11 protein-coding genes and 1 pseudogene are annotated in these 13921 nt (G+C 61.7%); 9 read left to right on the top strand and 3 right to left on the bottom strand.

Going from position 1 to position 13921, the window contains the following annotated elements; translation table 11 throughout:
• The first annotated feature begins 1064 nt into the window (after positions 1-1064).
• The 7 genes and pseudogenes from BRC58_04580 (at position 1065) to BRC58_04550 (ending at position 7190) form a co-directional block, all read left to right on the top strand.
• Positions 1065-2792, top strand: a complete 1728-nt coding sequence (locus BRC58_04580) for a diflavin flavoprotein A (protein PSP18043.1) — start codon at positions 1065-1067, stop codon at positions 2790-2792.
• A 20-nt stretch (positions 2793-2812) separates the two neighbouring features.
• The gene (locus BRC58_04575; protein PSP18042.1) at positions 2813-4519 is read left to right on the top strand and encodes a flavin oxidoreductase; all 1707 of its coding nucleotides are present in this window, start codon (positions 2813-2815) and stop codon (positions 4517-4519) included.
• A 53-nt stretch (positions 4520-4572) separates the two neighbouring features.
• Positions 4573-5702 (top strand): annotated as a pseudogene (locus BRC58_04570) (sodium:calcium antiporter).
• 354 nt (positions 5703-6056) lie between these two features.
• A complete protein-coding gene (locus BRC58_04565; GenBank protein ID PSP18041.1) occupies positions 6057-6323 on the top strand; it encodes a DUF4926 domain-containing protein in 267 nt (88 codons plus the stop codon).
• Between the two features lie 40 nt (positions 6324-6363).
• On the top strand, positions 6364-6603 hold the full coding sequence (locus tag BRC58_04560; GenBank protein PSP18040.1) for a hypothetical protein: 240 nt from the start codon (positions 6364-6366) through the stop codon (positions 6601-6603).
• Between the two features lie 76 nt (positions 6604-6679).
• Positions 6680-6895 (top strand): hypothetical protein, encoded by a 216-nt coding sequence (locus tag BRC58_04555; GenBank protein ID PSP18039.1) that lies wholly within the window; start codon positions 6680-6682, stop codon positions 6893-6895.
• Positions 6885-7190, top strand: coding sequence for a hypothetical protein (locus BRC58_04550; protein ID PSP18038.1), 306 nt, complete (start codon positions 6885-6887; stop codon positions 7188-7190). Before BRC58_04555 ends, BRC58_04550 begins: the two co-directional genes overlap by 11 nt.
• A gap of 254 nt (positions 7191-7444) precedes the next feature.
• Here the strand turns inward: BRC58_04550 and BRC58_04545 are convergent, their stop codons facing one another.
• Complete coding sequence (locus BRC58_04545) at positions 7445-9994, bottom strand: DNA gyrase subunit A (GenBank protein ID PSP18037.1); 2550 nt, start codon at positions 9992-9994, stop codon at positions 7445-7447.
• A 169-nt stretch (positions 9995-10163) separates the two neighbouring features.
• Here BRC58_04545 and BRC58_04540 point away from each other — a divergent pair, with 169 nt between their 5' ends.
• A complete protein-coding gene (locus tag BRC58_04540) occupies positions 10164-11099 on the top strand; it encodes a histone deacetylase (protein ID PSP18036.1) in 936 nt (311 codons plus the stop codon).
• Between the two features lie 11 nt (positions 11100-11110).
• Here BRC58_04540 and BRC58_04535 read toward each other — a convergent pair whose 3' ends face one another.
• Complete coding sequence (locus BRC58_04535; protein PSP18035.1) at positions 11111-12298, bottom strand: transposase; 1188 nt, start codon at positions 12296-12298, stop codon at positions 11111-11113.
• A 100-nt stretch (positions 12299-12398) separates the two neighbouring features.
• Positions 12399-12494 (bottom strand): cytochrome B6-F complex subunit VI, encoded by a 96-nt coding sequence (locus BRC58_04530; GenBank protein PSP18034.1) that lies wholly within the window; start codon positions 12492-12494, stop codon positions 12399-12401.
• Positions 12495-12598: 104 nt separating this feature from the next.
• Between BRC58_04530 and BRC58_04525 the strand changes: the two genes are divergently transcribed.
• Positions 12599-13717: a 3-dehydroquinate synthase gene (locus BRC58_04525; GenBank protein ID PSP18033.1), complete on the top strand. Its 1119-nt coding sequence runs from the start codon at positions 12599-12601 to the stop codon at positions 13715-13717.
• Positions 13718-13921 lie beyond the last annotated feature (204 nt).

The raw sequence follows: 13921 nt of genomic DNA, 5'->3' as shown, positions 1-13921 counted from the left end.
GGGCCCCTCCCTTTTTTTGGGCCGTTCGCAGGGCTTAGGGGTATTGTCCTCAAACCTAAATAGATCGCAATTAGAGGCCTGCGTATTGCACCTGGAGTGGCCAAAAGAAGTGGCCAACTTTTCCAGCCATTGCTATTACTCTTCAAGCAAGCAAGATAGATCGCAGTCAAAGGACAATCCGGAAGCGAGCCTGGAGTTGGCAGACGCCCTAAGCCTATTGCCTCAAACCCAGCAAGCCTTGCGCCAGCGGGCCGTCGCCGCCGTAGTAGAACAAGGACGAGTCCAGCAGCAAGTCGTTCGGGAGTTGGGCATAGCCCGGGCACTGTCAGTCGCTGGGTGCAGCGCTATCAGGCACACGCTATAAGTTGGATTGAAAAGCTTCGGTCGTTAATCCAGATTCTTTAGACAAAAACAAAGGGGAGTGCGCCGTTGCCGGCGCGCTCTCCTGGGGGGCCTAGTTCAGTTTGTAGCGGATGCCTGCCTGCCCCCCACTGGTGACGCGCTGCGCCGCTTCCCCACGCTCTTCCCCAAAGCTAGCATTGACCCCAGTGCTGGCCGTGACCCGCTCGCTCACCGGGACATCAACTCCGGCAGTGGCTAGAGCGCCCATTCGCTTGCCCGGCGTGTAGGTGATGTCCCCCCAATGTAAGGCTCGACTGAGCGCCCGTTGCCGAACTCGTAGGTGACCGGCACGCTAATGCACAGGTAATGGTCCAAGAACCCAATTCCCATGACCGGGTAGCTAACAGTGGGGCGAATGGCAATGCGGCGACCAAGGCCAATCCGGGCCGTTAAGGTGCCTGAACTCTCACCGACTGTGCCACCGTCACCGTCAGGCAAGCTGCCAGCCCGAGTCCAGGGCGGCAGCAGCATTTAATAAGTTTTACTTATAAATTAGCTTTGGTTTTATAGATTCAATTTTGTTTATGCTACGACACATTCGCCGGCAGAGCCCTTAAAGTAATCAATACAAGTTCATGGTTTGCAATACTCAGTAACACTCTGCGGCCCTTTCCCGGCCGAGCGGAGCTCAATCGCGCCAAGCCCCCAAGGAGGCAATCGCAATGGTTGCAGCGCTCACCCAAAACAACCAACGCCTATCGACGCAAACGGCCACCATCGCTGACGGCACGACAGCGCTGCGTTCGCTGGATTGGGATCGGGATCGCTTTGACATCGAATTTGGCTTGCAGAACGGCACCACCTACAACTCCTTTGTCGTCCAAGGGGACCAAACAGCGCTCATCGACACCTCGCACGAAAAGTTTGGATCGCTGTATCTCGATGCGCTCAAAGCGACGATTGACCCCAGCCAAATTGACTACCTAATCGTCAGCCATACCGAGCCCGACCACAGCGGCTTGGTGGAGGCAGTCCTGGAGCTGGCCCCACAGGCGGTTGTAGTGGGCTCGAAAGTGGGCCTTCAGTTTTTAGATGGGTTCGTCCACCAGCCCTTTGAGCGCAAAACCGTCAAAAGCGGCGATCGCTTGGACTTGGGTCAAGGCCACGTGCTGGAGTTTGTCAATGCGCCCAACTTGCACTGGCCGGACACAATGCTCACCTACGACTGGAAGACGCAGGTGCTGTTCACCTGCGATGTCTTTGGCATGCACTATTGCTCCGAGTCGCTCTACGATCGCAACTTGCAGGCCATCGAGGGCGACTATCGCTTTTACTACGACTGCCTGATGGCGCCCAACGCGCGCTCGGTGCTGACCGCGCTCAAGCGCATCAACAAGCTAGGCGAGCTGGATGTTGTGGCCAACGGGCACGGCCCGCTGCTGTACCACCACGCGCCGGAGCTGATCCGCCGCTACCGCGATTGGAGCCAGGCTCAAACTAACAGCAAGAGCGCGGCTGCCGTTTTCTACGTCTCCAACTATGGGGACAGTGATCGCCTCTCGCAGGCCGTCGCGCACGGCATTACCAAGGCCGGGAGTGCCATGGAAATGGTGGATATGAGCGTGACCGACCCGCAAGAAATCCGCGAGGTAGTCGAGGCTTCAGGGTGCGTGGCGATCAGCATGCCGCCCAGCTCGGGCACCCGGAGCCAGGAGGCCGCCACCGCCCTTGCAACGATCTTGGCCTCGGTGAGCCCCAAGCAAGGGTTCGGCGCGTTCGAGTCCCACGGTGGCGATGACGAACCCATCGACCCGCTGGCGACCCAACTGCGGGATTTGGGGCTCAAGGAGGTGTTCGCGGGGATCCGCCTGACCGCGCCGCCCGATGAAGCCACCCTCAAACTGTGCGAAGAAGCCGGCACGGACGTGGGTCAGTGGCTCAATCGCGAGCGCAGCGTCAAGCAAATGAAATCGCTCGATAGCGAGCTGGATAAGGCCATGGGCCGCTTGAGCGGCGGGCTCTATATCATTACGGCGCAGCAGGGCGAGGTCAAAAGTGCCATGCTGGCCTCCTGGGTCGCCCAGGCCAGTGCCAAGCCGCTGGGGATCTCCATTGCCGTGGCCAAAGACCGCGCCATCGAATCGTTGCTGCAAACCGGCGATCGCTTTGTGCTCAACGTGCTGGCAGAGGGTAACTACCGCCATTTGATGAAGCACTTCCTCAAGCGCTTCCCGCCGGGGGCCGACCGGTTTGAAGGGGTTGACACCCAAGCGGCGACCAATGGCGCCCCCATTCTGAGCGAGGCCCTGGCGTACCTGGAGTGCGAGGTCATCGACCGGATGGCTTGCAGCGACCACTGGATCCTCTACTGCCAGGTGGAAGCCGGGCGCGTCTCCCACGCCGAAGGGCGCACCGCCGTCCACCACCGCAAGGTTGGCAATCACTACTGACTGAAGGGCAGGGAACTCCCATGGCCGCTCGCGACGTTCAAATTTGCTCCATTGCCCCCCATACCACCGTTTTGCGATCGCGTACCTGGGACCGGTTAAAGTTCGAGGTTGAGTACGCTCGCAAGCGGGGAACGACCGCCAACACCTACCTGATCCGGGCCGATTGGGTGGCGCTGCTCGATCCGCCAGGGGCCTCCTTTACCGATGCCTTCCTGGAGGCCTTGCAGGCGTGCATCGATCCGCAACAGATCGACTACATCATCCTCAGCCACCTCAATCCCAACCGGGGCGAAACGCTACGGGCCCTACTGGCGCAGGCGCCGCAGGCCACGGTGGTCTGCTCCAATCCGGCTGCCGTGGCGCTGCCGCGCATCCTGCCCGAGCAACGGCTCGACCCGCTGGTGGTCAAAGGCGATCGCGCGCTGGATTTGGGGCAAGGCCATCAGCTGGAATTTCTGCTAGCGCCCACCCCGCGCTGGCCGGATGCGCTCTGCAGCTACGATCCCGCTACGCGCATTTTGTTCTCGGACAAGTTCTTCGGCGCCCACGTCTGCGGGGAAGCAATCTTTGATGAGGGATGGTCTGCCGACGATCCCGACCGGCGCTATTACTTCGACTGCCTGATGGCGCCGCACGCCGGCCAGGTGGCAACCCACCTGGAGAAGCTGGCAGCCAAGCCGGCCCAGCTTTACGCTACCGGCCACGGGCCGCTGGTGCGCGACAGCCTCAGCGAGCTGACAGCGGCCTACCGCCGCTGGGCCCAACAGCAGCAGGAGCAGCCCTATCGCGTTGCCCTGCTCTACGCCTCGGCCTACGGCAATACCGCCACCATCGCGCAGGCGATCGCGCGCGGGATTGAGGGGGCAGGCGTGGCTGTCGATGCCCTCAACTGCGAGTTCGCCGAGCCCGAGACCGTGCGTACGACCGTCGCCCGAGCGGATGGCTTTGCCATCGGCTCGCCCACCTTGGGCGGTCACCTACCCACTCAAATTCAGACGGCTTTGGGAATCGTGCTCTCAACCGCGGATACGAGCCAACTGGCCGGCGCGTTCGGCTCCTACGGCTGGAGCGGCGAAGCAGTCGACCTGCTCGAGAGCAAATTGCGCCATGCCGGCTACCCCCTGGGGTTCGAGCCCATTCGGGTCAAGTTCAAACCCACCGAGGCAGTGCTGCAATCCTGCGAGGAGGCCGGCGCCGCCCTGGCCCAAAAGGTGCGCAAGCAGGGCAAGCAGCGGGCTTACCGCCAGCTCGCCAGCGAGTCCCAGGCACCGCGCGCCGAGCAAGCCGTGCGGCGCGTCGTTGGCTCCTTGTGTGCCGTCACGGCCCTCCAGGGCGAGCGTACGGGCGTCCTGCTGACCTCATGGGTGTCCCAGGCCACCTTCGTGCCGCCGGGGGTCACGGTTGCCGTTCCCCAAACGCATCCGGTCGCCGCCATGCTGGCGGTGGGCGAGCGGTTCGCGCTCAACGTGCTGCCCGAGGGCACGCAACTCCCCAAGCATTTGACCGACGGTGAGGGCGAGGCCTGCTTGGCCAATCTGGAAACGGCAACCGGCGAGAGCGGCTGTCCGCTGTTGCAGGGGGCGCTGGCCCATCTAGAGTGCCGCGCGGACAATTACATGGAGTGCGGCGATTGCTGGCTCGTGTATGCTATTGTCGACAGCGGCCGCGTCCTGGACGAGCGCGGCGTAACGGCCGTGCGCGCCCTGCAAGCCGACAGTTACAGTTAGCGAACGCTAACAACAAGCGTGAACGGCGCCACGATTGGGTCACTGGCAGTCGGGTGCTCCTGCTGGTTGCGGGTGCCGAGCTGCTGGTGCGGGGCGGTTCCCAGCTGGCTGCCCGATTGGGGCTGTCGCCGCTACTCGTCGGCCTGGTGGTGGGCTACGGCACAGCGCCCCCGAGCTGGCCGTCAACCTGCAAGCGAGCCTCAGCGGGCAGGCCGATTTTGCCATCGGCAACGTTGCCGGGAGCAACATCTTTAACATCCTCATTGTGCTGGGCCTATCGGCCCTGATTGCCCCCCTAGTGATCGCTCCGCGCGCGCTTCGCTTCGACCTGCCGCTCGCCATCGGCCTGTCCGTGCTGGCGCTGGGATTGGGCTTCAACGGGAGCATCGAGCGCGCTGAAGGCGCCGTTCTGGCGGCGGGCGGCGCAGTTTATACCGTGGGCTCGTTTTGGGCCGGTCGGCAGCGCCAGCCCCAACAACCAGTCCAAAGCTCGATGCAGGAACGCCCCCTCCCCAGCGTTGCCCTGCTCGCTGGAGGCTTGGGCTTGCTAGTTGGGGGCTCGTCATTGCTGGTGGAGAGCGCAACCGCCCTGGCGCAGGCATTGGGCATCAGCGAGCTGGCGATCAGCATTGCCGTCATTGGGCCGGGCACCTCGCTGCCGGAGCTGGCAACCTCGGCGGTCGCGGCGCTGCGGGGCGCGCGCGATTTGAGCGTGGGTAATACCAATCCTCGTAGTTTATGCGCTAGATCGCGATCCCCGAAACTCCCTCAATATGGGAGTCATGTTCTTTGGTGGGCGTGCATCTGCTGCTCAAATTGGTATAACGCGATCGGGAGCAACATTTTCAACATCCTAGGCGTGCTGGGCCTATCGAGCGCCCTCACCCCGGGTGGCCTTGAGGTCGCTAGCGAAGCGCTCCGGCTGGATCTGCCCGTGATGGTGTTGGTCGCGCTGGCGTGCTGGCCTGTCTGTTGGACGGGCGGCCGGATCGCGCGCTGGGAGGGAGCCTTATTCGTGAGCTACTACGCCGCCTACCTGGCGTACTTGCTGCTGGATGCCCTCGATTTGCCCTTCCTACCAGCGTTTGGCCGGGCCTTGTTCTGGGGCGCTCTGCCGCTAACGCTGCTGGTGCTGCTGGCTTCGAGCCTGCACTACTACCGCCTTGTGCGGCGGACGCGCTAGGAACTGCTACCTAGTACGACAGCCGCGGTTTGGCTCTACAATCGCTGTGGCGGGCAATCGAGGGCTCGCCCACCAGGAAATCCATAGACGCCAAAATCGTATACGTGCTTGTCGGTTCTTTAAGCACGCCCAGGGGACAACAATTTCAGGTTCGCACGGTATGGATTGTAACGAGTCGGGGACAGGCGAGCCGTATTTGGTTACGGCTTACCCAGGCTAATACCAATTCTCGTAGCTTGTGCACTAGATTGCGATCTCCGAAATTCCCTCAATATGGGAGTAATGCGCTTTAGCAAACGTGCATCCGCTGCTCAAATTGGTATAAAACTGCCAAGCAGACGATGGGGATCGTTTATGGACGCTGCAACGCCAATCGAGGAACTGGAAACCGTTGTCCTTTTACGCGATGTCACAGATTATGGCTTGGCGCGCGGGGACATCGGCGCAGTCGTTTATTGCTCCTCACCAGCGGGCCCCTACGAGGTTGAATTTGTGACCGGCCAGGGCAAAACCGTGTCTGTCTTAACGCTCGGCCGTGATGAAATCCGGCCGATGAACGGTCGCGAGATTCTACACGCTCGCCCTTTGGCATCCCAGTACCACAGCCGCGGTTTGAGCTGAAACTATTGGTAGCGCTCTAAACCACCCAAGCCAGGCCTAGATGAAAAAAGCAGAGTGGCAATGCTATCAAAAACAAGCAGAACACACGTTAACTTCCGCACGCCGGGATTTTGAGGCGGAGGATTGCGACTGGGCTTGTTTTAAAGCTCACCAGGCAGCAGAGCTAATTTTAAAGGGATGGTTGCGCAGCTCAGATCGCTTTGTTACAGGCCATTCAGTTGTCAAGCTATTGGCAGACATACAGCAGCAAACAACTATAGCAAGACCACTTGAATCGTGAACGGATTATTGTGCTTACGCCTAATAGCTTCGAGTTCCAGTTTGAGGGGATCCCATAGATTCGTCCAACAAACTAGTTGCGTTCACATGTGGTCTATGACTGCTATATTTCTGAAGAAGTTCGCAAATGCGCCAGAGAACTAGATAAAGTATATATTCCCAGTCGATATCCGGACGCTTATAGTTCAGGAGCACCAATGGAGTTCTTCGATCAGCAAAACGCCCTGGAGAGCCTCAATTGTGCTAAAAAAATTTTTGCTTTAGTCAAATATTTAGTCAATAATGCTGAATAAGAAACAACAGCGCTCGTTGCGGCTGCAGAGAGTAAAGCTTTATTTATCCAAGCTGCCTCTATACCACTACACAGCCATCGTATTTGGTTCTGTAGCGCGCGAAGACTTCATTCAAGAAAGCGACACGGATTTAATCGTTATAAGTGATGAGTTTCCTGAATCAGTCAAACGCCGTATTGACATGCTGTTTGACTTGCGGGATGCTACCCCAGAAATTGAACCCATTGGTTGGCTTGAGCGAGAATACCAGCAACGAAAAGCGCAAGGGGATCCCTTTATTGCTCTCTTAGAATGAGAGGGACTAATACCAATTCTCGTGGCTTGTGCACTAGATTGCGATCTCCGAAACCCCCTCAATATAGGAGTCATGCGCTTTAGCAAGCGTGCATCCGCTGCTCAAATTGGTATAACTGTTGGCTAGATGCTCGGCATGACTGTCTGGCCATCCATCTTGGCCATGCATGCCTGCTAGCATTGGGCTATCTCAACGTACTAGCAGATGCGACATTGCTCTACCAACCGTTCCAGGTGCAAACCGCGGCTATAAGACTAGCCTGCACCTGACTCGACGGCATCTTGCCAAACCTCGTCCTGTGCCGGTTGCGGCACGCGCGCGACGGCGGCGATCGCATCCTGCTCGTCCAGGCGCTGCACGCGCACGCCCGTGGCCGTGCGCGACTGCTGCGGAATGGCATCGCTGGCCTGGCGGATGATAATGCCGCGGTTGGTAATCAGCATGAGCTCGTCGTCGGCCTCAACGGCCAGCAGGGCCGAGAGCGCGTCCCCAGCGGCCCGGAACTTGGCGGCAATGACCCCCTTACCGGCGCGGTTCTGCAGCCCAAACTGCGACACCGGAACGCGCTTGCCGTAACCGCTGCTGGTAATGGCCAGCAGCCAGGGGCCCTGCTCGGTGGGGGCGCCCTCCTCGCTCTCAGGGTGGGCGACATCCGGGCCAGCCGAGGTGCGCTCGGGCAGGATGTCCATGCCCACTGGCGCATCGCCGCCGCGCAGCTCCATGGCCCGCACGCCCCGCGTGGCGCGCCCCAACGGGCGCAGCTGCCGGTCGTCGGCCTGGAAGCGGATGGCCATGCCCTGGCGGGAGGCCACCACAATGCTGTCACCGCGGCGCGCCCGCCGCACCCAGCAGAGGCGATCACCTTCGGCCAGCGCGATCGCGATCAGGCCGTTGGCACGGATGTGACTGAAGGCAGTCAGGGCGGTCTTTTTGACGTAGCCCTGCTGGGTCAGCATCACCAGGTACTCGCCCTCGCTGAAGGCATCCACCGGCACCACCGAGGTGATGGTCTCTTCGCTGGAGATGGGCAGCATCTGCACGATGGGCGTGCCGCGGGCGGTGCGCGAGGCAGCCGGGATCTCGTAGGCCGGCAGCGAGTACACCACGCCCCGATTGCTGAAAAACAGCACTCGGTCGCGATCGCGGCAGCTGATGAAGTGGGCAATGCCATCGTCCTCGCGCATGCGTGTAGCCGATTTACCCCGCGTCGCCCGGCTCTGGGCGGTGAAGGTATCCACAGGCATGCGCTTGATGTAGCCCTGCTCGGTCAGCAGGATGACCGCTTGCTCGTTGGCGATCAAATCCTGCTCGTCCAGCTCGCCAGCGTTCGCTTCGATGGTGGTGCGCCGCGGGGTAGCAAAGCGCGATTTGATCTCGCTCAGCTCCTGCTCGATAATGCTCTCAATGCGCTCGCGCCGCGCCAAAATGTCGCGCAAATCGGCAATGCGCTCGACCAAATCGTCGTGCTCGGCCTGGATTTTGTCGGCCTCCAGCGCGGTCAGGCGGCGCAGCTGCATCTGCAGGATGGCATCGGCCTGGTCCTCGCCCAGCTCGAATTGCGCCATCAGTTGGGCCTTGGCGGTGGGGGTATCGGCAGCGCCCCGGATGGTGCGGATGACGGCATCCAGATCCGCTAGTGCGGCCAGCAGGCCCTGCAGGATGCGATCGCGCTCCTCGGCCTTGCGCAGCTCGTAGCGCGTGCGCCGCGTAATGGCCTCGATGCGAAACTCAATAAACGAGCGCAGCAGCTGCTTGAGGGTCAGCAGCTGCGGCTCGCCGTCAGCGAGTGCCAGCAGGTTGGCGCCAAAGTTGGACTGCAGCGGCGTCTGCTTGTAGAGATTGTTGAGCACCACCCGCGGGTAGGCATCTCGCTTGAGCTCGACTACCACCCGCATGCCTTCGCGATCGCTTTCGTCGCGAATGTCGGAGATGCCCTCGAGCTTTTTGGCATTGACCAGCTCGGCAATTTTTTCCACCAGACCGGCTTTGTTGGTCTGGAACGGCAGCTCGCTAATGATGATGGCGTCTTTGTCCGCCTTGCCGTGCTGCTCCAGGGTCTCGATGGTGGCGGTGCCGCGCATGACCATGGACCCCCGCCCGGTGGTGTAGGCCTCTTTGATGCCGTCCTGCCCCAGGACTTGACCCCCAGTAGGGAAATCCGGGCCCGGCACGTAGCGCATTAGGGTGGCGTCGTCGGTGTCGGGGTCGCGGATGAGCGCGATGGTGGCGTCAACCAGCTCGCCCAGATTGTGGGGCGGGATGTTGGTGGCCATACCCACCGCAATCCCCGAGGAACCGTTGAGCAGCAGCTGCGGCACGCGCGCGGGCAGGACCAGGGGCTCTTGTTGGGAGCCATCAAAGTTGTCGATAAAATCGACCGTCTCGGACTCAATGTCCTGCAGCAAGGCTTCGGTAGAGACGGCGCGCAGGCGGCACTCGGTGTAGCGCATGGCCGCCGGCGGGTCATTGTCCACCGAGCCGAAGTTGCCGTGCCCGTGCACCAGCGGGTCGCGCATGGAAAAATCCTGGGCCATGCGCACCAGGGCATCGTAAACGGCCGAGTCGCCGTGGGGATGGTATTTACCCAAGACTTCACCCACCACGCGGGCGCACTTGCGAAACGGGCGATCGGCGGTCAGGCCCAGCTCGTACATGGCGTAGAGGATGCGCCGGTGAACTGGCTTGAGGCCGTCCCGCGCATCCGGCAGCGCCCGACCGACGATGACACTCATGGCGTACTCGAGGTACGACTGCGACATCTCGTTGCGCAGCTCGGTCGGGATGGTCCGCGCGGCTAGGGTCATAGGGTCAATGGGGATGCCAGCAATGCCGACGGGGCAGCCTGGGAGGGTTCCGGTGCGGAAGCGCCAAAACTGCCCAATGAAGCGGCTTATGCCCTCATGTTAGCGCAGCGGCAGTGCCCGCGATACGCCCTGGTGTAGGCTGTTTGTAGAGCCATCACCGAAAATCCCCATGCCCGTTGCCGTCATTCACTCGCCCCAATTCCGACAGCACGCCACTGGCGGCATGCACCCCGAGCGACCGGAGCGCCTAGATGCCATTGAGGAGGCGTTGCAAGCGGCTCCCTGGGCGGATCGCTTGCAGTGGCAGCAGCCCAGCTCGCCCCAACAGCGGGATGCTTTGGGGTGGGTGCAACAGCTCCACAGCGCTGAGTATGTCGATCGCGTGCAGGAGCTGGCCGAGCGCGGCGGCGGCCGGATCGATGCCGATACCGTTGTTTCGGCGCAAAGCTACGAGGTGGTGCTCCTGGCGGTCAGCGCCTGGCTGGATGGCGTTGACTGGGTGCTGAGCTTGGGCGAGCCGGCTTTTGTGGCTGCCCGACCGCCGGGGCACCACGCCGTGCGCTCGCGCGGGATGGGCTTTTGCCTGTTTGGCAACGCCGCGATCGCGGCCCACTACGCCCTGGCGCAACCGGGCATCGAGCGCGTGGGCATCCTGGATTGGGACGTCCACCACGGCAACGGCACGCAGCACTTTGTCGGCCGCAACCCGCAAATCGCCTACTGCTCGCTGCACCAAGCCTCGGGCTTCCCCGGGACCGGGCGCGCCGACGAGCGCGGCGAGCACGGCAACGTTCTCAACCTGCCCATGGCCGATGGCAGCACCTGGGCGGCGTACCGACCACGCCTAGAGGACGAAGCGCTACCGTTTTTGCAGCAGTTCGCGCCGGATCTGCTCATTGTCAGCGCGGGTTACGACGCCCACCGCGACGACCCGCTGGCCAGCGTTGCGCTGGAGGCGGGCGACTACAGCGCCATGGCCGAGCGCTGCCTGCAGCTTACGCCCTACACGCTCTTGGGGCTGGAAGGGGGCTACGATTTGGCCGCCCTGGGTGAGAGCGTGCGCGCCACCCTGGCGCGCTGCGCGGGCGTGCCCGCCTCTGCGTGAACTACCGCTCATCAGCTAGCGCTCGATGAGCGGCTTCCAACTTCAACGGCCGCAGCCTTACCGTCGGTACGGCAAGGACTTACACCGCCTCCACTGGCAGTCGCCTCTGTCCCGGAGGCGAGTTGCCTTACCCCTTCATTGCGGATGTTGATAGCAGCACAGATGTCTCGGTCGTGGTTCTGGCCACAATCGGGACATTGCCAATACCGAACGTTTACAGGTAAGTGCTCGACAACCCGAGCGCAAGTGCTACAGGTCTTAGAGGACGGGAAGAAACGGTCTATCTCACGGTAGATTTTCCCTTCCCGCTTAGCCTTGTAGGCCAGCATTGGGCGAAATAACGACCAACCGGCATCGCCGATTGACTTGGCTAGCTTGTGGTTGGCCATCATGCCTTTGACGTTCAAATGCTCGGCAAAGATGGCTTGGTTCTCGTCCACCAGTCGCCGAGAGCACTTATGGAGCCAGTCTCGCCGTGCATTGGCGATACGCTCATTGATGGCAGCAACTTGCTGCTTGAGCTTGCGCCACCCATTCGATCCCTTGGTCTTGCGAGCCAACTTCCGCTGCTTGCGTTTGAGGTTGGCTTCATGCCGTGCCAAGTGCCTCGGATTGGCCAATTTGACACCATCCGAGGTAGCGGCAAACTCCGTCAGTCCCAGGTCGATGCCCACTGCCTTGCCGTCGGCGCTTGGTTCTGGTTGGGGAGTCCCGTCCTCCAACAGCAGAGCGGCATGGTAGTGCTCTCGGGGCGTCTGGAACACCGTGACCGTCTTGAGCCGCCCTACAAGCGGACGGTGGAACCGAGCCTTGACCCAGCCCACCTTGGGCAGATAAATGCATCGTTCCCCTAGCTTGACGCCTTGCGGGAACTGGATGGACTGTCGTCCCCGTTTGGACTTAAACTGGGGAAGTTTAGCTCTTCCCTGGAAGAAGTTGTCGAAGGCTGCTTTGAGATTGAGAATCGCTTGCTGCAATGCTTGGCTGGGCGCATCTTTAAGCCAAGGGTGCTCCCGCTTGAGCTGTGGCAAACGCTTCTTTAGCTGGTAGATTGGAATCCCCTTGCCGGTTTCTCGGTACCTCCGTTGGTTCTCAGCCAAAGCCTCATTCCAGGCCCAGCGAGTACAGCCAAAGGCTTTAGCAAGCGCCGTTCGCTGTTGGCGGTGGGGATAGATTCTGACTTTGACAGCGGCAAGCATTCTTCTATTGTAGCGACCGGTCGGCGCGATTCATCTCACGCTTGAATCGAAGATGCCAAGCGGAGGATTCTTGCGCGAAGTTGCTAAAGCGGCGGGTAGCTCAAATCATCTTGGCGGCGCGCAGGGCAAAGTAGCTGCCCATGGCGATCGCGGTCAGGCCGGCGGCAATGCCCAAAAAAGTGGCGACGGCAGCCATGGCGATGGGCCTCCCCTTACAAGCACGACTCAGGGCTCAATCTAGCAGAGGCGCGCCCCAGCAGCGGTAGGCTGGACGGGTACCGCGGCGCTCGATGTTGCCCTATGGCCGATCGCATCCCCGTCCGCCTGCCACAACGCCACTACGACATCGCCATCGCCCCCAGCGCGCTCGATGGGCTGGGCGAGGCCCTGCGCGCGCTGGAGGTGGGCGCGCGGGTGCTGTTGGTCTCCAATTCCACCGTGTTTGAGCGCTACGGCGAGCGCGCCATGGCCAGCCTGGAGGCGGCCGGGTTGGCGGTGGCCCGGGCGCTGCTGCCGGATGGCGAGCGCTACAAGACCTTGGCCTCGGTGCAGCAGCTCTACGACGCTGCCTTCGAGCACCGGCTGGAGCGCGACTCCACTGTCGTCGCGCTGGGCGGTGGCGTGGTGGGAGACGCCGCCGGGTTTGCCGCTGCCACCTGGCTGCGCGGGGTCAACGTGGTGCAGGTGCCCACCTCGCTGCTTGCTATGGTGGATGCGGCTATTGGCGGCAAAACGGGGGTCAATCACCCCCAGGGCAAAAACCTCATCGGCGCTTTTCACCAGCCGCGGCACGTCCTCATCGACCCGCAACTGCTGCAGACGCTGCCGCTGCGGGAGTTGCGCTCGGGCATGGCTGAGGTCATCAAGTACGGCGCCATTTGGGATGCCGAGCTGTTCGCCCAGCTCGAGCGCGCCCCAGGGCTGGCAAGCCCAGACCAAATGGGGCAGGAGCAGCTGCAATCGCTGCTGGTGCGCTCCTGCCAGGCCAAGGCCCAGGTGGTGAGCCAGGATGAGACCGAAGCTGGCCTGCGGGCCGTGCTCAACTACGGCCACACGGTGGGGCACGGGATCGAGCGTTTGACCGGCTACAGCGCGCTCGCCCACGGCGAAGCAGTGGCCATTGGCATGGAAGTAGCAGGCCAGCTGGCGGTTGAGCTGGATTGGTGGTCGGCTGAGGCTGCCCGGCGCCAAACGGCGCTGATCCGCAAGGCCCAACTGCCCACCCAAATCCCGGGCCAGCTCTCGGTGGAAGCCATTCTGGACGCGCTACAGGCCGATAAAAAAGTCAAAGCCGGGCGGGTGCGGTTCGTGCTGCCCACCCAGATTGGGGCGGCTACCGTTAGCGATCGCGTCTCGCCACCGCTGCTGACCCGCGTGCTGCAGCAAAACTTGGCCCCCGTAGCAGCCGGGGGTTCCTAACGGCGGTTGGCTCCGTTATATTGGGCGCGTCCGGGCGATTGTGCGCTCTGCTTGATCGGCCCGAGATGCGAGTGACATCACAAGGATTCGAGCATGACCGAAGCTAGCGGGGATACAAGCCCCGCCCTTTAGGGCGGCTAACTGTGCTATTTTAATAAGAGTAGCTAGGCTTTTATCAGTGTTGGTCCTGAGCTACCGCTACAA

This window comes from Cyanobacteria bacterium QS_8_64_29 (genome assembly GCA_003022125.1).
In the GTDB taxonomy this organism is placed as follows: domain Bacteria; phylum Cyanobacteriota; class Cyanobacteriia; order Cyanobacteriales; family Rubidibacteraceae; genus QS-8-64-29.
Note: the sequence above shows the minus strand (reverse complement) of the source record. Positions and strands in the feature narration are given on the sequence as shown.

What these genes read in the sequence shown, in the direction of transcription:
- BRC58_04580 (PSP18043.1), top strand. Translation starts at nt 1,065, where the DNA reads ATGGTTGCAGCGCTCACCCAAAACAACCAACGCCTATCGACGCAAACG.
- BRC58_04575 (PSP18042.1), top strand. Translation starts at nt 2,813, where the DNA reads ATGGCCGCTCGCGACGTTCAAATTTGCTCCATTGCCCCCCATACCACC.
- BRC58_04565 (PSP18041.1), top strand. Translation starts at nt 6,057, where the DNA reads ATGGACGCTGCAACGCCAATCGAGGAACTGGAAACCGTTGTCCTTTTA.
- BRC58_04560 (PSP18040.1), top strand. Translation starts at nt 6,364, where the DNA reads ATGAAAAAAGCAGAGTGGCAATGCTATCAAAAACAAGCAGAACACACG.
- BRC58_04550 (PSP18038.1), top strand. Translation starts at nt 6,885, where the DNA reads ATGCTGAATAAGAAACAACAGCGCTCGTTGCGGCTGCAGAGAGTAAAG.
- BRC58_04545 (PSP18037.1), bottom strand. Translation starts at nt 9,994, where the DNA reads ATGACCCTAGCCGCGCGGACCATCCCGACCGAGCTGCGCAACGAGATG.
- BRC58_04540 (PSP18036.1), top strand. Translation starts at nt 10,164, where the DNA reads ATGCCCGTTGCCGTCATTCACTCGCCCCAATTCCGACAGCACGCCACT.
- BRC58_04535 (PSP18035.1), bottom strand. Translation starts at nt 12,298, where the DNA reads ATGCTTGCCGCTGTCAAAGTCAGAATCTATCCCCACCGCCAACAGCGA.
- BRC58_04530 (PSP18034.1), bottom strand. Translation starts at nt 12,494, where the DNA reads ATGGCTGCCGTCGCCACTTTTTTGGGCATTGCCGCCGGCCTGACCGCG.
- BRC58_04525 (PSP18033.1), top strand. Translation starts at nt 12,599, where the DNA reads ATGGCCGATCGCATCCCCGTCCGCCTGCCACAACGCCACTACGACATC.